The sequence below is a fragment of the Rhodococcus sp. G6(2025) genome, assembly GCF_058628105.1.
This window is the reverse complement of record NZ_CP179750.1, coordinates 4,578,395-4,599,497: the sequence shown is the minus strand read 5'-3', so window position 1 is coordinate 4,599,497 and position 21,103 is coordinate 4,578,395. Positions and strand designations below refer to the sequence as shown.

At 66.4% G+C, this 21,103-nt stretch carries 20 protein-coding genes; 9 read left to right on the top strand and 11 right to left on the bottom strand.

Features of this window, described 5'->3' with window-relative positions; all coding sequences use genetic code 11:
- Positions 1–8: 8 nt before the first annotated feature.
- Positions 9–2,111 (bottom strand): hydantoinase/oxoprolinase family protein, encoded by a 2,103-nt coding sequence (locus ACLIVD_RS21035; protein WP_283335388.1) that lies wholly within the window; start codon positions 2,109–2,111, stop codon positions 9–11.
- Positions 2,112–2,367: 256 nt separating this feature from the next.
- Here ACLIVD_RS21035 and ACLIVD_RS21030 point away from each other — a divergent pair, with 256 nt between their 5' ends.
- The 6 genes from ACLIVD_RS21030 to ACLIVD_RS21005 all read left to right on the top strand — a co-directional run bounded on the left by ACLIVD_RS21030 (position 2,368) and on the right by ACLIVD_RS21005 (position 8,085).
- Positions 2,368–3,126, top strand: a complete 759-nt coding sequence (locus ACLIVD_RS21030) for a maleate cis-trans isomerase family protein (protein ID WP_283335425.1) — start codon at positions 2,368–2,370, stop codon at positions 3,124–3,126.
- A 23-nt stretch (positions 3,127–3,149) separates the two neighbouring features.
- Positions 3,150–3,794, top strand: coding sequence for a VOC family protein (locus ACLIVD_RS21025; protein ID WP_105420145.1), 645 nt, complete (start codon positions 3,150–3,152; stop codon positions 3,792–3,794).
- A complete protein-coding gene (locus ACLIVD_RS21020) occupies positions 3,791–4,036 on the top strand; it encodes a hypothetical protein (protein WP_283335389.1) in 246 nt (81 codons plus the stop codon). The genes ACLIVD_RS21025 and ACLIVD_RS21020 overlap by 4 nt, the downstream gene beginning before the upstream one ends.
- Positions 4,033–5,268 (top strand): alpha/beta hydrolase, encoded by a 1,236-nt coding sequence (locus tag ACLIVD_RS21015; protein ID WP_283335390.1) that lies wholly within the window; start codon positions 4,033–4,035, stop codon positions 5,266–5,268. The genes ACLIVD_RS21020 and ACLIVD_RS21015 overlap by 4 nt, the downstream gene beginning before the upstream one ends.
- Positions 5,269–5,549: 281 nt before the next feature.
- Positions 5,550–6,188: an MFS transporter gene (locus tag ACLIVD_RS21010; RefSeq protein WP_491932908.1), complete on the top strand. Its 639-nt coding sequence runs from the start codon at positions 5,550–5,552 to the stop codon at positions 6,186–6,188.
- A 142-nt stretch (positions 6,189–6,330) separates the two neighbouring features.
- Positions 6,331–8,085: an MOSC domain-containing protein gene (locus ACLIVD_RS21005; RefSeq protein WP_491930587.1), complete on the top strand. Its 1,755-nt coding sequence runs from the start codon at positions 6,331–6,333 to the stop codon at positions 8,083–8,085.
- Between the two features lie 16 nt (positions 8,086–8,101).
- Here ACLIVD_RS21005 and ACLIVD_RS21000 read toward each other — a convergent pair whose 3' ends face one another.
- A complete protein-coding gene (locus ACLIVD_RS21000; protein WP_280780306.1) occupies positions 8,102–8,473 on the bottom strand; it encodes an OsmC family protein in 372 nt (123 codons plus the stop codon).
- 630 nt (positions 8,474–9,103) lie between these two features.
- Here ACLIVD_RS21000 and ACLIVD_RS20995 point away from each other — a divergent pair.
- The 3 genes from ACLIVD_RS20995 to ACLIVD_RS20985 all read left to right on the top strand — a co-directional run bounded on the left by ACLIVD_RS20995 (position 9,104) and on the right by ACLIVD_RS20985 (position 11,798).
- A complete protein-coding gene (locus ACLIVD_RS20995; protein ID WP_491930585.1) occupies positions 9,104–10,297 on the top strand; it encodes an NAD(P)-dependent malic enzyme in 1,194 nt (397 codons plus the stop codon).
- Between the two features lie 179 nt (positions 10,298–10,476).
- Positions 10,477–11,418, top strand: coding sequence for an NAD(P)H-binding protein (locus ACLIVD_RS20990; RefSeq protein WP_317568792.1), 942 nt, complete (start codon positions 10,477–10,479; stop codon positions 11,416–11,418).
- Positions 11,419–11,501: 83 nt separating this feature from the next.
- Positions 11,502–11,798 (top strand): antibiotic biosynthesis monooxygenase family protein, encoded by a 297-nt coding sequence (locus ACLIVD_RS20985; RefSeq protein ID WP_280784349.1) that lies wholly within the window; start codon positions 11,502–11,504, stop codon positions 11,796–11,798.
- A gap of 373 nt (positions 11,799–12,171) precedes the next feature.
- Here ACLIVD_RS20985 and ACLIVD_RS20980 read toward each other — a convergent pair whose 3' ends face one another.
- The 9 genes from ACLIVD_RS20980 to ACLIVD_RS20940 form a co-directional block, all read right to left on the bottom strand.
- On the bottom strand, positions 12,172–12,417 hold the full coding sequence (locus tag ACLIVD_RS20980; RefSeq protein WP_280784348.1) for a hypothetical protein: 246 nt from the start codon (positions 12,415–12,417) through the stop codon (positions 12,172–12,174).
- A gap of 160 nt (positions 12,418–12,577) precedes the next feature.
- Positions 12,578–14,326: a sigma-54-dependent Fis family transcriptional regulator gene (locus tag ACLIVD_RS20975; RefSeq protein WP_491930584.1), complete on the bottom strand. Its 1,749-nt coding sequence runs from the start codon at positions 14,324–14,326 to the stop codon at positions 12,578–12,580.
- Positions 14,327–14,428: 102 nt separating this feature from the next.
- Entirely contained in the window at positions 14,429–14,749 is a 321-nt protein-coding gene (locus ACLIVD_RS20970; RefSeq protein WP_491930582.1) for a hypothetical protein, read from the bottom strand.
- Positions 14,746–16,116, bottom strand: a complete 1,371-nt coding sequence (locus ACLIVD_RS20965) for an FAD-binding oxidoreductase (protein ID WP_280784346.1) — start codon at positions 16,114–16,116, stop codon at positions 14,746–14,748. Before ACLIVD_RS20965 ends, ACLIVD_RS20970 begins: the two co-directional genes overlap by 4 nt.
- 50 nt (positions 16,117–16,166) lie before the next feature.
- Entirely contained in the window at positions 16,167–16,493 is a 327-nt protein-coding gene (locus ACLIVD_RS20960) for a putative quinol monooxygenase (protein WP_005571675.1), read from the bottom strand.
- Positions 16,494–16,591: 98 nt separating this feature from the next.
- Positions 16,592–18,241 carry a chaperonin GroEL gene (gene groL / locus ACLIVD_RS20955; RefSeq protein WP_418338713.1) on the bottom strand — a complete coding sequence of 550 codons (1,650 nt, stop codon included), beginning with the start codon at positions 18,239–18,241 and terminating at the stop codon, positions 16,592–16,594.
- 41 nt (positions 18,242–18,282) lie between these two features.
- Positions 18,283–19,308, bottom strand: a complete 1,026-nt coding sequence (locus ACLIVD_RS20950) for an NAD(P)-dependent alcohol dehydrogenase (RefSeq protein ID WP_280784343.1) — start codon at positions 19,306–19,308, stop codon at positions 18,283–18,285.
- Positions 19,305–20,048: an iron-sulfur cluster assembly protein gene (locus tag ACLIVD_RS20945; RefSeq protein WP_491930581.1), complete on the bottom strand. Its 744-nt coding sequence runs from the start codon at positions 20,046–20,048 to the stop codon at positions 19,305–19,307. Before ACLIVD_RS20945 ends, ACLIVD_RS20950 begins: the two co-directional genes overlap by 4 nt.
- A complete protein-coding gene (locus ACLIVD_RS20940) occupies positions 20,045–21,091 on the bottom strand; it encodes an amidohydrolase family protein (RefSeq protein ID WP_280784341.1) in 1,047 nt (348 codons plus the stop codon). Before ACLIVD_RS20940 ends, ACLIVD_RS20945 begins: the two co-directional genes overlap by 4 nt.
- Positions 21,092–21,103 lie beyond the last annotated feature (12 nt).

Here is a 21,103-nt window from a genome sequence, read left to right as displayed (position 1 = left end):
CGGTGCTCCTACTGGGCGGCGATGGTGAGGTTGCCGAGGCGGTCGACGGTGCCGGTGGTGTCGTGGGGAACGACGACGGTGGTCGTGGGGACTTCGATGATGGCCGGCCCGTGCAGGACGTGTCCGGCGAGCAGCTTGCTGTAGTCGTAGACGTCGGTGTCGACGTACCCGATCCGGCCGTCCAGGCACACTTTTCGGGTTCCGATGTGTGCTGGTGTGGGATCGGCGGAGTCCGCGGACTTGACCTCCGGCAGGGTAGGGGAGAACGGCAGGAGGCCGGTGGCCCGGACACGGTAGGTGATGGCCTGGATTCCGGCCTCACGGAAACCGCTGTCTTTTCCGTACAGTTCGGCGTACCGCTGCTCGAAGAGGTCCGACGCGGCGTGGATACCGGCGGCGTCGAGGCTACCGGCAGGTACCGCTGTCGCTACCTCCGCAAGTTGCATGGTGTAGCGCATGTCGATTTCGCGTTCGATCTCCACCCCGGTGAATGTCAACCCCTGCCGGTTGAGTTGCTCGAGGACCTGGGACTCGAGTTGGGCGAAGTTGCGCTCGGCACGGGCAGGATCGAGCGGCATGGCGGCAGGGTCGGACAGTTCGGCGGCGAGGACGATGTTGGACGAGGCCAATCCGTAGGCGGAGAACGCCGAGGCCACCTGGCCGAGTGGGACGATGACTTCCCTGACACCGACCTCGCGGGCGTAGGCGGCGCAGTGGGCTGGGCCGGCACCGCCGAAGGCGTAGAGCACGAAGTCGCGGGGGTCGTGTCCCGCCTCGACCACCGTCTTACGCAGCAGGTCACCGGTCTGGGCGTTCTGTACGGCGTAGATGGCCGCGGCCGCGTCTTCGATCGACAGCCCGAGGGGTTCGGCGATCTTGGTGCGGATTGCTTCCCGCGCGAGGTCCTTGTCCAGCGGTTTACGGCCGCCGAGGAGCCCGTGTTCGGGCAGGATCCCGAGAACCAGGTTCGCGTCGGCGTTGGTCGGTTCGATGCCGCCCTGGCCGTAGCAGGCCGGGCCGGGGACGGCCTGGGCGCTGTGTGGGCCGATCTGGAGATTGCCGCCGGGGTCGACCCAGGCGATGGCGCCGCCGCCGGAACCGATGGCGTGTACCTCGAGGGTGGGAACGTTGATCGGGTGGTGGTTGATGATCGTGCTCGACGCCCGGACCGGCTCGCCGTCGACGACGAGGCCGACGAGGAAGGTGGTCCCGCCCACATCGGTGGCGATGATGTTGCGGTGGCCGAGTTGTTTGCCGAGGGACACCGCACCGACCACGCCACCGGTCAGCACCGAGCCGACGGTGCTGATCGCGTTCTTCGGTGCCTCGGCGGCTGCGACGGCGCCGCCGTTGCTCTGCATCACCAGCAGGGGTCCGGCGAGTTTGCGTTCCCGCAGCTCGGACTCCAGTGAACCGAGGTAGTCACGTAGCCCCGGTCCGATCTGGGTGCTCATGATGGTCGTCGCGTTGCGGGCGAATTCGCGGATGCGTGGGCTCACCTCACTCGACAGGGACACGAACACCGTCGGGTCGATCTCGTGGACGAGTTCGCGGATGCGCTGCTCGTGCGTCGGGTTGCGGAACGACCACAGCAGGGAGACCGCGATCGCGGTGATGCCGTCGGCGAGAAGCGTGCGGATGGATCGACGGGCGGATTCTTCGTCGAGTGCGACGACGACGTTGCCGTCGCGGTCGAGTCGTTCGGTGACTTCCAGGGCATGCTTCTTCGGTATCAGGCCATGAGACTTGCTCTGCCCCATGACATTTTGCAACTGCTCCGGTGAGCCGCCCAGGTATCGGCCCTCGACGTTCATGATGTAGATGGAGTCGCGATGGCCTTTGGTGGTGAGGAAGCCGACCGGGGGCACGTTGCCCATGACGAGCGCGTTGAGTGACGACGTGGTGCCGTGTGCGATGTGGTGGGTGTTTGCCAGCATTTCCTCGATCGGACAGCCCAATTGCCCGGCGAGTACCTCGAGGACGTCGATCACGCCGCGGGAGTAGTCCGGCGGTGTCGAGGGGGCCTTCGCGGCGAGAACAGTGCCTGCATCGTCGTCCAATACCGCGTCGGTGAACGTGCCACCGACGTCCACTCCGATCACATATGCCATTGCAGCTGCGCTCCTTCGTGCTGGGGGAAATTCAGGGGGCGGTGTGAGGTCATCCTCGAACACTCCTTACGTCTGTGTCGAGTATTCGACGTGAATGATGACATGTCAAGAGGCAACTGTGAGTGCCGTCACGGAGGTGGGGGAAGTTGCGGCGAACCCACGCTTCGGACGCTCGGGGGTTGACGAATCATCATTAGCGTCGAATACTCGTCATGGGCGTAAATCTATGTCCGACTCCCACCAGAAGGGCCACAACATGGGCATTCATCGCATCGGACTCGTCGTACCGAGTTCGAATGTGACCGTCGAGACGGAAATGCCGGCACTGCTCAACCGGCATGCGGACGCGCGGTTCTCGTTTCACTCGAGCCGGACGCGGATGCAGTCCGTGTCCCCGGAACAGCTACGGGCGATGAACGCCCAACGCGAGCGATGCATCCTCGAACTCGGTGATGCCGGGGTCGACGCCATTCTCTACGCGTGCCTGGTCGCGCTGATGTCGGTGGGACCCGGAGAGCATCAGCGGGTGGAGGGGCTGATTGCCGAGCAACTGGCCACCGGCGGTTCGGAAACGGCGATCCGCTCGAGCGCAGGCGCACTCGTCGAAGCACTCCACGCCATCCACGCCGAACGGATCGTCCTGGTCACCCCCTACATGCGTCCCCTCGCCGAGCAGGTCGTCGCGTACATCGAGGCCGAAGGAATTCGGGTATCGGACTGGCGAGCACTCGAGGTCGCCGACAACGCGGAGGTCGGCTGTATCCCCGGCGACCGGGTCATGGACGCTGCCCGATCGCTCGACCGCGCCGGAGCCGACGCGCTGGTGATCTCCGCGTGCGTGCAGATGCCCTCACTCGACCTCGTCCAAGCGGCCGAAGACGAGTTCGGGCTGCCCGTCCTCTCGGCGGCCACCGCCGGTGTCTACAGCCTGCTGCGGGCCCTCGATCTTCCGGTCGACATCCCCGGAGCCGGTGGTCTCCTGCGTGCCGACGCTCAGGCCGCCGCCCTTCAGTAGACCCGAATCCATTGGAGTTCACCATGTCCGAACTGCAACACACGGTCAAAGGCGTCGACCACGTCGCCTACCCGACATTCGACCCCGCCGCGACCGTCACGTTCTACCGCGACGTTCTCGGGTTCCCAGTCGTGCACTCGATCTGCGCGGCCGGCTGGGGCCCGGAGAAACATCCCGACTTCATCCATTTCTTCTTCGATATCGGCAACGACGACCGATTGGCATTCTTCTACTACTTCGGCCTCGAACCGTTCGACGGCGGCCCGCAGGGCGACTCGTACTCCCGATTCGCCGAGGACGTACCCATCTTCTTCATCCGCTCCCGCCACCTGGCAATCCACGTGGATAGCGAAGACGACCTGATGGAATACCGGCGGCGCTTGGACCACAGCTCGTGGCCGGTGGAGATGCAGATCCAGCACGAGACGATCGAGTCGATCTACACCCACGACCCCAACGGCTACATGATCGAAATAACAAGGGCGCTACGCCCGGTCACCCCGCAGGAAGACCTCGACGCCAATCTCACCATCGACGCCCTCGTCGACGTCGTGACCGGACCGGACCCTAGCATGGCCGCGCTGCTCACCCGCAAAGCCGAACTGATCACCGAACGGGCAGCGGCCTGGCAACAGGAGCAGGAATCGAAGGAGATGGCGACCCGATGACTACCCTGTTCATCCTCGACGTCCCGGAGAACACGGCTGTCGCCGAGGTGGCCGGTCGCAACCCGGCGGTCACCGTCGACCACGTCGGGCCCTACTTCCGAATCGTCTCCGACTCGGCCATCGTCATCGACCGCCGCGCCACCGGCTGCCGCCACGCCGTCTGGTACAGCAGCGTCGCCGGACTGGCGGGGTCCCGAATCACGCAGTGGGACAAGGACGTCATGAGGGTTGAGCCGCAATGAGCGAGAGCACCCAACGGCTCGGCGCCGGACGGTACATCGACGCCGCCCAGGCCCCTGACACCGCCGTCACGTCGGTGCACGAACTTGCCACCGCCGACGGAGCGAAGGTCTCCGGTGTCCTACGGGTGGTGCCCGGCGCGCACACCGTCGTCGCGCTGATGCACCCGCGCCAGGATCTGACTCACCACGTGCTCGTGCCCGAACTGCTCGCCCGCGGGTTCGCGGTATGGACGCAGGGCACCCGATCGGTCAACAACGACATCGCTCTAGTGCACGAGCAAGCCTTGCTCGATGCCGCGGCCGGGCAAGTGTTTCTGCGGGAGAGGGGTTTCGACCACGTCGTCACCCTCGGTCATTCCGGCGGCGGAACCCTCTTTGCGTTCTATCACCAGCAAGCCGGTTTGCCGCCGGGGGAGCGGTTGACCCATACTCCCGCGGGCAGACCCATCGACCTGGCTGGGGCCGAGATGCCCCGGCCCGATGCGGCGATATTCATGGCACCGCACCCCGGTCAGGGTGCGCTCCTGCTGCGGCTGATCGACCCGTCGGTCGTCGACGAATCCGACCCTCTTTCGACAGATCCGGACCTGAACCCGTTCGATCCTGCGAATGGATTCGCCGAACCGCCCCACAGTTCTTCCTACTCACCGGAATTCATCACACGCTACCGCCAAGCGCAGCGCGACCGCATCGCCCGCCTCGACACCGTCGCCCGGCAACGCGTCGACGAAGCCGCCGACGCGCGCCGCCGGTACAAGAGCACGTCGGATCCGGGAGATCGTCGCGCCGCCCTCGCGCCCCGCGTCCTCACCGTCTACCGCACCGACGCCGACCTGCGATTCGTCGATCTATCGCTGAACCCGAACGAACGCCCTTACGGGTCGCTGTTCGGCCGGCGACCCGACCTGACCAACTACGGACTCGTCGGCTTCGGTCGCTTTTCCACGCCGGACGCCTGGTTGTCGACCTGGTCCGGGCTCAGCAGCAACGCCGACTTCCTGCGCTGCGCCCCCACGGTGACCGCACCGACACTGTTCGTCGAACTCACCGGAGACCAGGCCTGCTTCCCCGACGACGCCAAGACGGTGTGCGATGCACTCGGGTCGACGGACAAAACCCACGTCCGCGTCGCCGGCACCCACTTCGGCGGACCCATCCACGACGGCGCTCCCACCGGTGCCAGCCTCGCCGCCGCCGACATCGGCGCGTGGCTGGCAACCAGATTCCCGTAGACAGCCACCACATCCCTCTGCCGGACCTCACGCCGCAGTGACCTCACATGTTCCGGAGGTCACCGCGGTCGTTGGTCTGGACTACCTTCCGAGCGGAGAATCCGATGCGTGCCCGTATTCCACCCGCAGCCCCCGTCGTCGGGCTCTGCCTGATGGCCCTGGTCCTCGAGGGCTATGACCTCCTGATGTACGGAACAGTGGTTCCGTCACTGCTCACATACACCCCGTGGGACCTCGACGCCACCGACGTCGGGATGCTGGGCTCGCTGACCGGCATCGGCATGCTCGTCGGCGCCCTCCTCGCCGCGGCAGTTGCCGACCGGTGGGGACGACGCCGCACTCTCCTCGCCGCGGCAGTTGCCGACCGGTGGGGACGACGCCGCACTCTCCTCGCCGCCGTCGTCATGTTCTCCACAGCCATGGGTGCGTGCGCGATCGCCCCCACCCCCGAGGTGTTCGGGGCGGGACGCTTCGCCGTCGGACTCGGCGCCGGTGTCCTCATGCCCACAGCCGCCGCCACACTGATCGAATTCGCCGAACCCCGTGCCCGGGCCCGTTCCGTGGCCATGGGGTTCGTCGGCACCTGCATCGGCGGCATACTCGCCGGAGTCGGCACGACCGGCACCCAGATCCTTCTCAATATGTTCATCGGCAGTCACTACCCCGCGTCGAGTCGTGCCACAGGACTGGGTATGGCCTTGGGTGTGGGCCGGATCGGGGCGATCGTCGGCCCCACCTACGGTGGCGTCCTCGTCGCGATCGAGACCGGAACCAACTGGCAACTGGCGGCTTTCGCCGCACCGGCCGTCGTCGGTGCCATCCTGACCGTGCTCGTTCCGCAGCGCACACCGATCCACCGATTCGCTCAGACCCGACGTCCTTCCGCGGCCGCGGATATCGATCGGAAAGCTGTTTCATGACCATCGGGCCAGGAGTGGCGCAGATCACAGTCGGATATAGGATGTTCTGCGACATGACGAAGCTGCTCATCGCGATGGCTAGGGCGTGAACGATGGGCACCTCCGGCAACCTGTTCCGCGCGAAACAGTAAGGGGTCGCACAATGGCACGCCTGCGGTCACTCAACGTCGGTATGCCGAAAGGCGTTCCCTGGCAAGGACGGACCGTCCACACGGGCATCTTCAAGTACCCCGTCGACGGTCCACGCATGGTCCGCACGCTCGACGTCGACGGCGACGGTCAAGGCGACCTCGACGGTCACGGCGGAGAAATTCGTGCCGTGCTCGTCTATCAATGTCAGTCCTACGACTTCTGGCGGCGTCAACTCGGTCGCGACGATCTCGAATACGGCCAGTTCGGTGAGAACTTCACCGTCGACGGCCTACCCGACGACGAGGTGCACATCGGTGACCGCTATCGCATCGGTGACGCCGAGTTCGAGGTCACTCAGCCACGCGTCACTTGTTATCGGGTCGGAATGCGCCTGGGTGAGCCCGAGATGCCTGCGCTGCTGGTTGCCCACCACCGGCCCGGGTTCTACTTCCGGGTCATCACCGAAGGTCACGTGCAGGCCGGCGACGAGATCATCCGCACCCGGATCGGTCGACACCGCATGAGCGTCGCCGCGATCGACGCACTGCTCTACCTACCCGACCGGGACGTCGGCCAGCTCCGGACCGCAGTGGACATCCCCGCGCTCAGCCCCGGCTGGCAGCGATCGTTTCGCGACCTGCTCGACGCCGCAGAGCACCCGAAGCGCGCCGGCGAGCCGCCCGCCGGCGCCCAACCGGAAGGCTGGGCCGGCTTCCGACCGCTGCGGGTGTCGCGGATCGTTCCCGAAAGCACAACTGTGGCGTCGATCCACCTGGCGCCACACGACGACACCCCGCTGACCCGGCCGAAACCCGGCCAGCACCTCACCCTCCGCGTCGCCGGCGCCGCCGACCCACCGCCGGTGCGCAACTATTCGCTGTCCGCCGCCCCGTCGGACATCGAGTACCGCATCAGCGTCAAACGCGAGACCCACGGCCTCGTCAGCACCTATCTCCACACGCAGTTACGCGTCGGCGACACCGTCGACGTCGCCTCTCCGCGTGGCGATTTCGTCCTTCCCGAAGACCGCGACGACGCCACGCCCGTGCTCCTGCTCTCGGCCGGCGTCGGGGTGACACCCGTTCTGGCGATGCTGCATGCACTCGCCGCAGCCCACAGCAAGCGCGACATCTGGTGGCTGCACACCGCCCATTCAGCCGCCGAACAGGCATTCGCGGCCGAAGCGCACCGATTGCTGACCAGCGTCGACCGCGGTCACGAACACGTCTACTACACCGCCCAGAGTCCGACGGCGAACCTTGATCCACCGGCCGCCGCCGGCCGCATCAACCGCGAAGCCTTGGCCGCCCTGGGGCTGCCCGCCAACGTGACCACCTACCTGTGCGGTCCCACCGCATTCATGGCCGCGATGCGCGAGGCGCTCATGCACCTCGGTGTGGAGCCCGACCGCATCCACACCGAACTGTTCGGCGCACTCTCGGCCATCAACCCTGGACTCACCGACGTCACCCACACCCCGCCACACCTGCCACTGGGACCCGTCGGCACCGGGCCGCGCATCACGTTCACCCGCAGCGGACTCACCGTGCCATGGAGCGGCGAGTACAGCACCGTCCTCGATTTCGCCGAAGCCTGCGACGTTCCGACCCGCTGGTCGTGTCGCACCGGCGTGTGCCACACCTGCCAGACCCCGATCCTCTCCGGGACCGTTCGATACCGACCGGACCCCCTGGAGCCCCCGATGCCAGGCACCACTCTCTTGTGCTGCTCGCAACCCGAATCCGACCTCGTTCTCGATCTCTGACAAGCCGCGGTTCGGGCTACTCGTCCGCAGTCGTCAACGCGCGGATGGACACCGCTTCCGTGGATACGGATGCGGCATCGATCAGAGCTTGCCCAGGTCGACGACTCGCAAGGTGGGGAAGTGCTGCACGCAAGCGCACGGCGTGTTCGGCGTTCGCGACGTGCCAGTCCAGGCGAATCGCGTCGATGACGGCGCCGTCATCGGTTCCCATCACGCGGTCGACGTTCAAGCCGGCTGACACTGTGAGCGTGGCAGACTCGGCTATCGCGACCTCGCCGAGCAGCCGAAGCACCACCAGCGAGGCAGCGGCAAGACCGGCGAGCATGTGCTCGACAGGGTTTGCACCGGCATCGTGCCCGCCGTATCGCGCGGCTTCGTCGATGGTCAACTCGTGCCTGCGCGCGGCGACCGTCGTGCCATGGCTCCCGGGCAGCGCGTGTACGACCAGGTGTTCACGTCGCATCCGCACCAGCGGCGTGGACGTCGCGTGGAGCGGGACCGTACTGGGGGGACAGGTAATCCGCCAACAAGCGCTGCGCATCTGTCCGGCTGCTGTCGTGCAGCAGCGACGCCACCGCATCGAGTGCCACGGGATCTCGGCTCCTGACCTTCGCGATTGCCGCTGTCTGTGCGGCGACGACCTTTCGTACCGACGGGTGGTCGACGCTGGTTCTCGCCACGTCGACGGCGACGCCCGCAGTGGGGAATTTCAGGGCGACGCCGAAGAACAACGAGTCGGTGAGCCCGAGTCGTGACAGTGCGCTGGGGACGAACAGCGGGTGGAGGGTGTGGACCAGCGCAACTTTCCATCGGCGTTGCCCCCGAAGGGCTTCGACAGCGAACCACCGAGCCCCGCAGACAGCGCTGCCTCGGGATGGTCCGAGTCACCCCCCGACACGCCGCCGACCCCGGCGACGCCCTGATCGAGAGATGACCCACGCGCAATGAGCGCCGAATCAATGATCAATTCCGACGACACGCTCCCGCGGATCGTCGATAGCCAAGGAATGAGTAGACAATGACCATTGTGTCCGAACCCACCGCACCGCAGAAGGTCGAGCTGACCGACGAGGAGATCTTCGCCGGCCACATCGGGGGGAAGCTCTCGGTTGAGACCACGACCGCCCTCGATACGCAGCGCGCCCTGTCCATCGCCTACACGCCCGGCGTCGCGCAGGTCTCCCGCGCCATCGCCGCCGACGAAACCCTCGCCGACCGGTACACCTGGACCAGCCGCCTGGTGGTCGTCGTCTCCGACGGCTCCGCGGTACTCGGTCTCGGGGACATCGGCCCGCGGGCCTCGCTTCCCGTGATGGAGGGCAAGTCCGCCCTGTTCAAGAACTTCGCGGGCCTGAACTCGATCCCGCTGGTCCTCGACACCAAGGACCCCGACGAGATCGTCGAAACCCTGATCCGGCTGCGCCCGAGCTTCGGGGTGGTCAACTTGGAGGACATCTCCGCGCCGCGCTGCTTCGAGATCGAACAGCGCGTCATCGAGGCCCTGGACTGCCCGGTCATGCACGACGACCAGCACGGCACCGCCATCGTCGTCCTGGCCGCCCTCAAGGGTGTGGTCAAGGTCCAGGACCGCGACATCCACCAGTTGCGGGTGGTCATCTCCGGTGCCGGCGCCGCCGGTGTGGCCTGCGCGAACATCCTGCTCGCCGCCGGGATCGCCGATGTGACGGTCCTCGATTCGAAGGGCATCGTCTCCGCCGACCGGCAGGATCTGAACGAGGTCAAGGTGGATCTGGCCGCACGCACCAACCCGGCCGGCCGCCGCGGCGGCACCGCCGAAGCCCTCGACGGGGCGGATGTGTTCCTCGGGGTGTCCGCGGGCACGGTGCCGGAGGAGCTGATCGCCACCATGGCGAAGGGTTCCATCGTGTTCGCGTTGTCGAACCCGGACCCGGAGATCCACCCGGACATCGCCCGCAAGCATGCGGCGATCGTGGCCACCGGGCGCAGTGACTTCCCGAACCAGATCAACAATGTGCTGGCCTTTCCCGGGGTGTTCCGGGGTGCGCTCGATGCCGGTGCCCGCCGGATCACCGAAGGTATGAAGCTCGCCGCCGCCGAGGCAATCCTCTCGGTCGTCGGTGCCGAGCTGGCTGTAGACAAGATCGTTCCCAGCCCGCTCGATCCTCGCGTCGCCCCCGCTGTCGCGGAGGCAGTCGCCGCCGCTGCTCGCGCAGAAGGCGTCACCGACTAGCGAGAATCCGTGCGTGGTTGACGAGTCTCTGCACTCGTCAACCACGCACGGGCGGCGGCCCTCCTGTCGTAACGTCGCAGTAGAGCGTAAAACCAGGAGGTCCACGATGGCTCCAGCGCGCATTCCAGTGTCAGGGCAGTCGCGGCGGCTGCACGCGACGCGAACAGCGAGATTCGGTCATGAGTGACCGGGCGCCGTTCCTGGTGACCGGTGTGGGCGGTGGTTACAGCAGTATCAGCCGGATGGTCGCCGAGTTGCTGCTCCGCAGGGGCGAGCCCGTGCGGGCGATGGTTCATCGCGATGACGGCCGCGCCGACGCACTACGGGAGCTGGGAGCAGACATCGTCGTCGGCGATCTGACCCGCCCCGGCGACGTCGATGCGGCGCTGACGGGCGTGACCCGGATGTTCTTCAACATGAGCGTCTCCGCGGACTATCTGGAAGCCGCCGCTGTTGTGTGCGCGATCGCCGACGAGCGGGGCGATCTCGAGGTGTTGGTGAACATGTCGCAGATGACGGTGTCGCAGATGACGTCGACCAGCACCGACGAGTCCCGGCACCAACGGCTGCACTGGCTCGCCGAGCGCATCATGAACTGGTCCGGTCTGCCCGTCGTCCACGTCAGACCCACGGTCTTCCTGGACAATCCGCTGTTCACCGTCGTGGCGAGCCGTTCCGTCGCCGAACGCGGCGTCTTGGCCTTGCCGTTCGGTACCGGCAGGACCTCGCCCGTCGCCGCCACCGACGTCGCCCGCGTCGTCGCCGCCATACTTCAGGATCCAGCAGGACGTATCGGGCAGGTCTTCGAGCTGACCGGCCCCGCCGTCCTGGACATCGACGGCCTCGCCGATCAGTACACCCGAGGCTTGGGACAATCGGTAGCGGGATCCGATTTGCCCCACAACGACTTCGTGGAGTTGTTGAGCGCCGTTCCCGGCATCTCGTCGCACACCGTGCAACACCTCCTCACCGTTGCCACACTGCACCGCGACGATCGTTACAACCGGCTGACCACCGACGTCGAGGACGTGACCGGGCAGCCCGCGCAGTCGGTCGAGCATTACATCGCCGCACACCGCGAGCTGTTCTCGAGCCCGCCGCCGCCGGGTAGTGAGGGCTGAGCATCGCCCCTACTTGCGCCACCCGTTCGAGCGGCGATCACGTGGCTCGCACCCACGACCTTGCGACGTCGCATACTGTGCCGATGATCCTGGAACACGCACTGCTGTCCGTGGCGCCCGAAAGGGTCGAGGAATTCGAATCGGCGTTCGCGCAGGCCGAGTCGATCATCTCGTCGATGCCCGGATTCCTGCGGCTGCGATTGTCACGCGGCCTCGAGCGGCCGAATGTCTATCTCCTGCTGGTCGAGTGGGAAGAACTCGAAGACCACACCGAAGGCTTTCGGCAATCGAGCCGGTACCAGCAGTGGAAGGACCTGCTGCACCACTTCTACGATCCCTTCCCGCTCGTGGAGCACTACGCGCCTGTCCGCGAAGTGTGATTCGACGCCTCGCCGAGGCTGGCGCAACACGCGGACACCAGTCTGGTGGTGGCGGGGCTTCCGCCGTCACCGCAGGACGGGCACACCATCGTGACGGTCCGCGCGATTTCGTCGACGGTGACGGTGAGCGGCACGGCGCACTGGCGGCACCACCGGTGTCGTGTGACGGCGTTGACGTGTGTCGGCGACGCGACGCATTGGTGAATCCACCGTCGGTGCAGCGGGCACGTCGTCCGATCATCGGGGGACAAGGTTCGCGCATCCTCGGCGGCGTCTTCCCTGGCCAGTTGATCACGGAGCATGGTCGCGCAGGACCTTCTCACCCCAGACGAGCGGTGGCGGGCCGGTGCGGGACGGATCGCGTAGGAAGTAGTCATGGGGTCACCTCGACGAGATCGAACTGGGAGTGCAATTGCGCCCAGGTGGCCCGGCGACGGCCGTCGTGGGTGCGGTAACCGCTGCCCGGCTCCGGAACCCAGGTCCGCATCAGATCGTCACGAACCGCGGGACGGTCGGTGGGTTCGCACGTGTGCGCCAGCGCGGCGACCAACCACACCCGGGAGGTGGGGCTGCCGGCGGATACCGAGTGGGTATCCGCGCCGAGCGGGTTCGTAATCATGGGCCGTCCTCACGTCGGTCCCGATCGCGTTCCTGCACTCGAAAGAGGCTGGCCCTCAACGAGTTGCTGATCCGCGTGGGATTCTCTGTCTGACCTCATGATCCGCCGGCTAGGGTGTGATGCGTGTCTCATTTCCTGACACCAAGTGGTGCGGGCGACGTCAGATGTCGATGCCGAATTCCTTGATCTTGCGGTAGATGGTGGCCCGTGAGATGCCGAGAGCTGTTGCGGCGGCCTTCTTGTTGCCGTGGTTCTCCTCGAGGCTGCGCACGATGGCGTCGCGTTCGAGGGCTTCGATCTGTGTGAGTGTGTGTCGGCTCAGGGCTCGGCACATCGGGGGTAGCTGCTCGACCTCGACGACACCGGAGCGCTGACGCTGGACCACGTCGTGCAGAACCTGCCGGAGCTCGGTGACGTTGCCGGGCCAGCTGTACTTGCAGAGTTGGCGCATCGCCGCAGGCGAGAGAGACAAGTCCGCGCCGCGCCCGAGCTGTCGCAGCAAATGTGGTACCAAGCTGTGAAGATCGTCGATGCGATGACGCAGCGCGGGCATGGTGACGGTATGGCTGAAGTGGGGAAGGATCAGCGTGTCGAGGTCGGTGTTGTGATCGGTTCCGTCGATGGTCGCGCCGATCCATCCGGCGTGTTCGCGTCCTTGAACGAGGTCGGCGACAGTTCGCAGCTGCGACTCGCCGAGGAGGTCGATGTCGCGCAGGATGACGCTGAATCGATCTTGTCCGAGTTCCTGTTCGAGTGCCGGCAGGCCGGCGCTGTCGCCCGCGAGTTCGGCCACCGTGAAGATCCGTGTGCGGATGGGAATGTGTTCGATGGCAACAGCTTTGAGAGCCGATGCGCGGCCGCTTCCGGCTTCGCCGGAGACGGTGACCCACTGGTGTTCGCGCGCGCAGCGAGCGATCTGCTGGCAACTGCGGCGCCAGGACGCGCTGGTGCCGGTGATTCCGGGCAAGACGCGGATGCTCTCCAGAGCAGGGGATCCCGATGTGGGGATCTCCAGCAGATGTACGTAGAACAAGGCCATCTGCCGTCGGGCCCCCAGCCCGAAGTCCTCGACCGAGGACAGCCGGGCCGTCTGGCCGCTGGGCAGGGCGACGATGTGTCGTTGGGTGGCCGGAGCGCCGCTCAGGTCCACGGCGTGTTCGAGCAACGCACCCTGATCCTGGGCATCCAGTGCCACGCGTAGTTTTCGGTTGACGAGAACGACGTCGTCGCCGAGCGCCAACACCCCCGTTTGGGGTGACCGTCGACAGACCTTCAGATAGGCGTTGAGTAACGCGGTCTGGTCCGCACTGGCCTGTGCCAGGAGTCGCCCTTCGATCTGAGCCGTGGCGGATTTGGCGAGGGTGGCCAACAGCGGGCCACCGTCCTCTACCCAGCCGGTGAGATCGAGCGCGCCGACGAGGGCGCCGGACATCGGATGGGTGATCGGGACACCGGCGCACGCCAGTTGCCCGAGGCAGTCGGCGTAGTGCTCGGCGCCCGTCACCAGGGTGGGCTGACGGGTTTCGAGAGTGGTGCCGATGCCGTTGGTGCCGGCGAATTCTTCCGAGTAGCTGTAACCGGGTATCAGTTGGACGTCGTCGAGTGTGCGATTGAGTCGTCGGCTGGCGGTGATCCTGGTCAAGATCACTCCGTCAGCCGAGGTCAGGATGACGCTCACCGGTTCGTCGACCAGTCCGTCCGCGAGTTGCCTCAGGACGGGTTCGGCTGCCGCGACGAGAGGGCAGTCCAGATTCGGCTCTCGTACGAACGGGAGGTCGAGTTGGTCGGGGCGCACCTTGAGCGACTTCGATCGCTGCCACGAGTACGAGATCGGCTGGCGAACGGAGCTGTCGAGGCCGTCGTCGGCGAGGAACAGCTCTCGCGCCTTCTGTAGATCCTTGCTGGTCATGCTGTATTTACGCCCCGATTCTCCACCTCTCACGTAGTTGAGGGTACGTCGTCTCGATGTGAGACGGGTCTCAATATGAGACGGGGTGGCGGAGAGCCGGGATCAGGTCGGGGACGGCCGCACCGTCGGCCGGGATGCACTGTCATCGACGTGGCCGTTCGACGCAGAGGAAGGGGGATGAGCGGTTCGCTGTAGCCGCTCGGCGCACACGGCGAGAAGACGGTGCCGGAGGGTGTCGTCGAGGGGCGGGAAACGGCGTCCGGCCAGGACCTTCAGGCGCTCGAAGTACTGCGCCTCGGTCCACCCGAACGTGACGAAGATGTGTTCGGCGCTGCCGCCGCCGAACACTGCCCACCGGTTGCCGAACTCCAGGACGAGGTCGTCGTCCCGCTTCGATCGGACGTGTGGTTTCGTGGGTGTCAAATCGCACGTCCCGGATTGAGAATTCCGGTGGGGTCGAACGCTGCCTTGACTTCCGCCATCAGGGACCTCTCCACCGACCCGATCATGGGTTCGAGGTAGCGGCGTTTGAGGTCGCCGACGCCGTGCTCGCCCGTGATGGATCCGCCCAGCGCCAAGCATCGCGCCACCATCTCGTCGAAGGCCTGGTGGGCCCGTTCGGTGGCGTCCGGATCTGCGGCGTCGAACACGATCGTGGGGTGGAGGTTGCCGTCGGCGGCGTGCCCGAAGGTGCCGATGAGGAGGCGGTAGTGGTCGGCGATGCGGGTAATGGCGTCGAGCATGTGCGGTAGCCGGGGCACCGGCACGGCCAGGTCGTCGAGCAGAGTGCTGCCGCGGCGCTCGAGGGCGGTCAGCGCCACACTGCGGGCCTGCATGAGGGCGTCACCTTCGGCGGGGTCGGTGCTCATGTAGAGCTCGGTGGCCGCGGCGGCACGGCACGCGTCCGCGCTGCGCTGCGCTTCCGCCGGGGCTGCGTCGCCGTCGCACTGGATCAGCAGCAGCGCGCCGGCCGTCTGGTCGAGACCCATGCGGGTCATGTCGTTGACGGCCGAGATGGTGGTGCGGTCCATGAGTTCCACCAGGCTCGGGTCGGCCACCGCCTGAATCGCCATCACCGCGTCGACCGCCTGGACGGGCTCGGCGAAGGCGGCGACGACGGTGGCCGTGCGTGCCGGTGGTCGACGCAGCCGCATGGTCGCCTCGACGATGACGGCCAGGGTGCCCTCGGACCCGACCAGCAGTTGGGTCAGGTTCAATCCGGCGACATTCTTGCGGGTGGCGGCGCCGGTGTGGATGATCCGGCCGTCGGCGAGCACCGCCTTGATCCGGGCGACGTGGTCGCCGGTGACCCCGTATTTCGCGCAGCATGCTCCGCCGGCATTGGTCGCGAGGTTTCCCCCGATCGTGGAGACGGCGCGACTGCCGGGGTCTGGGACGTACCAGAGTCCGCGCTCCGCGGCCGCGGCAGCGAGGTCACCGTTGATCACTCCCGGCTCGACCGTGACGGTGCGGGACTGTTCGTCGATGGTGAGGATGCGGTCGAGTTTCTCGGTGCTGAGCACGATGCAGCCGTCGATCGCGTTGGCCCCGCCGGCGAGTCCGGTGCCCGCCCCTCTCGTGACGACCGGAATGCCGTACCGGTGGGCGGTTTTCAGGGTTGTCACGACGTGGTCGGTGGTCCGGGCGCGGACCACCGCGATCGGATGCCCAGAGGGGGAGAGCATCGACTGGTCGCGGGTGTAGGCGATCATGGTGTCGCTGTCGGTCACCACGGCATCGCCCAGTGCCGCGAGCAGACCCGCGACGGGACCGGTCGTCACCACGGTCATGCTTGTCCTTCCACAGTGTTGTATTCCGTCAGGTTGTGCGCCGCACCTGGTTACCGGTTGATCTCCAGTTCGCCCATGCGGGACCAGTCGGTGCCGGGTAGGTCGGTGTGGAGGATGCGCGGTGTCTCGCTCAGCGCCGGGCGCATCGCGTCCAATCCCTTCCGGAAGTGGTCGGCAGCGACATGGTCGGACCCGGCCTGCCCGTCCCGGAACGCCTCGATCAGCACGAACTCGGCGGGATCGTCTGCGCTGCGATGCCATTCGAACCAGAGATTGCCCGGCTCGGATCGGGTCGCGTCGGTGAACTCCTTGGTGACGAGCAACCAGTCGTTCCGGTACTTGTCGAGGACCTTGAACTTCACCACGATGAAAATCACGATGACTCACTTTCTTTCGGACGAATTCCTCACCGCCGGAACGGGGGAGTGGGTCACCCCCTCGCAGGACCGTCGAGGCGGTGACCCACTGGATTGCTCTAGTAGATGTTCGACGGGCGGACCATGCCTTCGGCGAGATCGCCGAAACCGGGCGCCATGATGGCACCGGGATTGCCCAGCACCTCTTCCACGACAGCGGTCTCCGTGGTGATCAGAAGTGCCGCGATCGAGGCCGCGCTCTCGAGTGCGGCGCGGGTGACCTTGAACGGATCGATCACCCCGTCGTCGAACATGTCCCCGTATTCACCGGTGAGCGCGTTGAACCCGTGCCCGAGCGGTAAACCGGCGACCACCTCGACGACCTCGTCGCCGTCGAACCCGGCGTTGATCGCGATCCAGCGCAGCGGTTCGGCGAGAGCGCGGCGCACGACGTCACACCCGATGGCCTCGTCGCCGGTCAGGTCGAGATCGGCCAACGCCCGATGCGACTGCGCCAGCGCGGTACCACCACCGGAGACGATCCCCGCCTCCACCGCGGCGCGAGTGGCGGCCAGGGCGTCCTCGACGCGCAACATCCGCTCCTTGAGCTCGACGCTGGTCGCGCCGCCGACGCGGATGACGGCCACCCGACCGGTGAGCCGGGCGATGCGCAGTTCGAGGCTCTCCTGGTCCGCCTCGATCTTGGCGCGCTCGTGCTGGGATTCGAGCTGGGCGATGCGGGCGTCGAGCAGGCGCTGGTCCCCGTGCCCGCCGACGATCGTGGTCTCGTTCTCGGTCACGGTGATGCGATCACACGAACCGAGATGCTCGACACTGATTTCGGACAGTTCGATGCCGGTGTCCTTGGCGATCACGTGCCCACCCAGCGCCACCGCGAGGTCTTCGAGCTCGGCGACCCGTCGGTGCCCGAAACCGGGGGCCCGGACGACCACCGACTGCATCGTCTTGTGCATGTTGCCGCCGACGAGAAGTTGCAGGGCCGGCCCGTCGACCTCCTCGGCCAGCACCACCAGGGGCCGGTCGGCGCGCTTGGCCACCTCGATGCTCGGCATGATGTCTTGAACCTGGGTGATCTTCTTGTTGGTCAGCAGGATCAGCGGATTGGTATGCACCGCTTCCATCCGCTCCGGGTCGGTGACCATGTAGCCGGAGATGTAGCCGTGATCGAACTCGATGCCGTCGACGATGTCGACCGACAGCCCGAGGGTGTCGCTCTCCTCGGTGGTGACGACCCCGGACTTGCCGACGTAGTCGACGGCCGTCGAGATGGCGTGCCCGATCACCTCGTCGTCGCTGGCGGCGAGGGTCGCGATCCGGTGCAGATCGCTTTGCCCCCCGATCTGGGATGCCTGTTCGTGCAGGGAGTCGACGACCACGGACACGGCCCGTTCGATGCCGCGGCGCACCCGCATGGGGTTGGCGCCGGCCTCGACGGACCGCAGCCCCTCGCGGACCATCGCCTGGGCGAGCACGGTTGCCGTGGTGGTGCCGTCGCCGACCACACCATTGGTTTTCATCGCCACTTCCTTGACCAGCTGGGCACCCATGTTGGCGAAGGGTTCGCGGAGCTGGATCTCGCGGGCGATGGTCACGCCGTCGTTGGTGATCGTCGGTGGTCCGGTGAGCTTTTCGAGCACCGCGTTGCGCCCCTTGGGGCCGAGGGTCACCTTGACCGCGTCGGCGAGGGCGTTGACGCCGTGCTCGAGCCGCGCCCGGGCGTCCGTGTTGTACCGCAGCTCTTTTGCCATGGCTGATGTCCTTTCGTGCTTCGAGCGGAGGATGCGACGTGCTACGGGACGAGAATCGCGCGGCCGCGCACCCGGCCGGCATCGAGATCGTCGAGTGCTTGCTGGAAGTCCTCGAGCCGGTACCGGGTGGTGTGCAGGGTGACCTTGCCCTGGGCGGCAAGGGTCATGAGCTCCTGGAGGTCGTTGTAGGAGCCGACGAGATTTCCGATGAAGTTGATCTCGGTGGAGATCACATCGATCGTCGGGACGTCGATGTTCTCGCCGTACCCGACGACGTAGTAGTTCCCGGCGCGGCGCAGCATCGCGATCCCTTCTGCGGTCGCGCCACCCTCGCCGACGAAGTCGACGACGGCTTCGGCGCCGTGACCGCCGGTCAGGTCGAGCACCTGCTGGATGTGGGTGCCGTCGGCGACGATGCCGTGGTCGGCGCCGATCTTCACGGCGAGTTCGACGGCCGCGGGGTTGCGGTCGAGCACGACCACGGTGACGCCGGAGATCGCCTTCAGGACCTGGATGCCGATGTGACCGAGTCCGCCGGCTCCGATCACGACGCACACGTCTCCGGGCCGAGTGGTCTTCGCGGCCTTGGCAACGGCGTGGTACGCCGTCAGGCCCGCGTCGGCGAGGGCGGCGACGTCGGCCGGTTCGAGCGAGTCGTCGATCCGGACCACACTGCGGGCGGTGGTGCGCAGATATTCGGCGTACCCGCCGTTGACGTCGATGCCGGGGAACGTGCTGTTCTGGCAGTGGACGTCGTCTCCGAATCGGCACGCCCGGCACAGTCCGCACGTGATGAGCGGGTGCAGAATCACCTTGTCGCCGACCGCGACATTGGTGACGGCGTCGCCCACGGCGTGGACCCAGCCGGCGTTCTCGTGGCCGATCGTGTACGGCAGCGCGACACCGGACTTCGCCTCCCACTGCCCTTCGAGGATGTGCAGATCGGTGCGGCACACACCCGCGCCGCCGATGCGCACGATGACATCGAGCGGGCCGTCGATCGTGGGTTCGGGAATGTCGGTGAGCTGCAGTTTGGTGTGGTATCCCACCACTTGCACGGCCTTCATCGCGGGCTCCTGGTTCTGAGATTGGTGATTCGCGTTGTGGCGCCGACGGATTCGCTGTCGGCGTAACGGGTAGCGAGCAGGCCGCGGCAGAAATGCGCGTTGCCTTCCATCGAAATGCGCACCGACTTGGCGAAGCGCAGCCGCATCGGCACCGATTCCGAGGCGATGCGCTTGCCGTCGTCGTCGACGAACACCCGGCTGGCCGGGCAGATGCTCAACCCGATGCCGATCCTGCGACGCAGCAGCGCGGCCTTGGCCTTCCCGGTAGCGAGGTCGCTGAGGGTGAGCCGGTAGATCTCGTTCACACCCACATCGGTGGTCTTCAGGTGCGCCTCGACACACCGCTCCATCGCCGCGGCGTGCGCCTTGGACCGGAACGTTCGGCGCAACTCGTGCAGACTCTCCTCCGCCTCGGAGCCGAACGTCCCGACGTATCCGGCGTCCGCCGCGAGACCGGCGTTGATCTTGTCGCTGTCGTGATGGTCGTCGAGCAGCACCCGCACCTCGCCGATGTCCTCGACCAGACGCAGGGCGTCGAGGGCGTCGGAGGCCATGAGGTAGGCGAAGTTCGGCGAGCAGAACGCGGTGGGCAGCCGCAGGTGCACGGTGACCCCGTCGTCATCGAGTGTGACCGACCGGACGAAGCCGAGATCGGTGATCGGCTCGTCCAGTTCCGGGTCGGTGACCGTCGACAGGGCCATCAGGACGTCCTGCTCGGTGCAGACGACGGCGGCGGTCATGACGACACGGTTTCCCGCGCCCCGGCAGCGACCTCCACACCTTCCTGCCCGGCCGGCTCGGCCAGTCGCAGGTTCGCGGGAACGTCGATGTCGTACAGCGCTGCCGCGTTGAGGCCGAGGATCTTCTGCTTCTGCTCGACGGTGATCGGGGCGTACTCGCCCTGCATGTCCTCGGGGATCTGGAAGTCGACGAACTTCTCGATCAGCCACTTCGGGGTCCACAGCGCATAGTCGCTGCCGAACAGGATTTTGTCCTCGCCGATCCAGTAGAGCAACTCGCCGATGATCTGGGCGAAGTAGCGGGGCCGGGTGTGGATGAACGGAAGGGCAACCGCCAGGCCGCCGTACACGTTCGACTCCTGGGTGGCGATCCAGCAGAAGTCCTCGAGGCGCGGCAGGCCCACGTGCTCGACGACGAACCGCAGGTCCAGGTAGTCGGTAGCGACCTTGTCGATGTCGGAGACGTCGAAGGCGTCGCGGTCGAGGGGACGGATCGTCGGGCCCTTGTGGACGTGAATGTTCCTGATCCCCAGCTCGATGCACTCTTCGAGGTAGCGCCGCGACCAGGGGTCGTCGAGTTTGTAGCCGCGGGAATCGCCGTGCCATTCGGCGGTGTAGAGCTTGACGCCCTGCAGGTTCATCCGGTCGGCGTCCTTGCGGAGTTGTTCGAGCCCGGCCTCCTCGTGACGGGGATCGTAGGCGTGGTTGTAGGTCAGTTTGCCGGGGTGCTTGGCGACCAGGGCGAGTGCTTCGTCGGTTCGCCCGAATCCGTTGTGGTAGAAGTCGCTGAGTAAGGTGGCCTGGAAGATCGCGTGGTCGACGTATCCCTCCACGAAGATGTCACGCTCGAAGCGTTCGCTGCCGTAGTACGTGTAGGTGTCGTAGTCCCACACGACCTCTTCGGGGCTGAGGTTCTTGTGATAGTCGTAGAAGCAGTCGATGAACTGCTTGCCGTGCACGTTCTTCTGGTTCGACTCGCGGGCGTCCCAGACGTGGACGTGGCCGTCCACGATGAAATATTTCTGACCGTCCTTCTGATACATCGGGTCCTCGCT

Coding starts and splice junctions, on each gene's coding strand:
- ACLIVD_RS21035 (WP_283335388.1), bottom strand. CDS start 2,111: ATGGCATATGTGATCGGAGTGGACGTCGGTGGCACGTTCACCGACGCG.
- ACLIVD_RS21030 (WP_283335425.1), top strand. CDS start 2,368: ATGGGCATTCATCGCATCGGACTCGTCGTACCGAGTTCGAATGTGACC.
- ACLIVD_RS21025 (WP_105420145.1), top strand. CDS start 3,150: ATGTCCGAACTGCAACACACGGTCAAAGGCGTCGACCACGTCGCCTAC.
- ACLIVD_RS21020 (WP_283335389.1), top strand. CDS start 3,791: ATGACTACCCTGTTCATCCTCGACGTCCCGGAGAACACGGCTGTCGCC.
- ACLIVD_RS21015 (WP_283335390.1), top strand. CDS start 4,033: ATGAGCGAGAGCACCCAACGGCTCGGCGCCGGACGGTACATCGACGCC.
- ACLIVD_RS21010 (WP_491932908.1), top strand. CDS start 5,550: ATGCTCGTCGGCGCCCTCCTCGCCGCGGCAGTTGCCGACCGGTGGGGA.
- ACLIVD_RS21005 (WP_491930587.1), top strand. CDS start 6,331: ATGGCACGCCTGCGGTCACTCAACGTCGGTATGCCGAAAGGCGTTCCC.
- ACLIVD_RS20995 (WP_491930585.1), top strand. CDS start 9,104: ATGACCATTGTGTCCGAACCCACCGCACCGCAGAAGGTCGAGCTGACC.
- ACLIVD_RS20990 (WP_317568792.1), top strand. CDS start 10,477: ATGAGTGACCGGGCGCCGTTCCTGGTGACCGGTGTGGGCGGTGGTTAC.
- ACLIVD_RS20985 (WP_280784349.1), top strand. CDS start 11,502: ATGATCCTGGAACACGCACTGCTGTCCGTGGCGCCCGAAAGGGTCGAG.
- ACLIVD_RS20980 (WP_280784348.1), bottom strand. CDS start 12,417: ATGATTACGAACCCGCTCGGCGCGGATACCCACTCGGTATCCGCCGGC.
- ACLIVD_RS20975 (WP_491930584.1), bottom strand. CDS start 14,326: ATGACCAGCAAGGATCTACAGAAGGCGCGAGAGCTGTTCCTCGCCGAC.
- ACLIVD_RS20965 (WP_280784346.1), bottom strand. CDS start 16,116: ATGACCGTGGTGACGACCGGTCCCGTCGCGGGTCTGCTCGCGGCACTG.
- groL (WP_418338713.1), bottom strand. CDS start 18,241: ATGGCAAAAGAGCTGCGGTACAACACGGACGCCCGGGCGCGGCTCGAG.
- ACLIVD_RS20950 (WP_280784343.1), bottom strand. CDS start 19,308: ATGAAGGCCGTGCAAGTGGTGGGATACCACACCAAACTGCAGCTCACC.
- ACLIVD_RS20945 (WP_491930581.1), bottom strand. CDS start 20,048: ATGACCGCCGCCGTCGTCTGCACCGAGCAGGACGTCCTGATGGCCCTG.
- ACLIVD_RS20940 (WP_280784341.1), bottom strand. CDS start 21,091: ATGTATCAGAAGGACGGTCAGAAATATTTCATCGTGGACGGCCACGTC.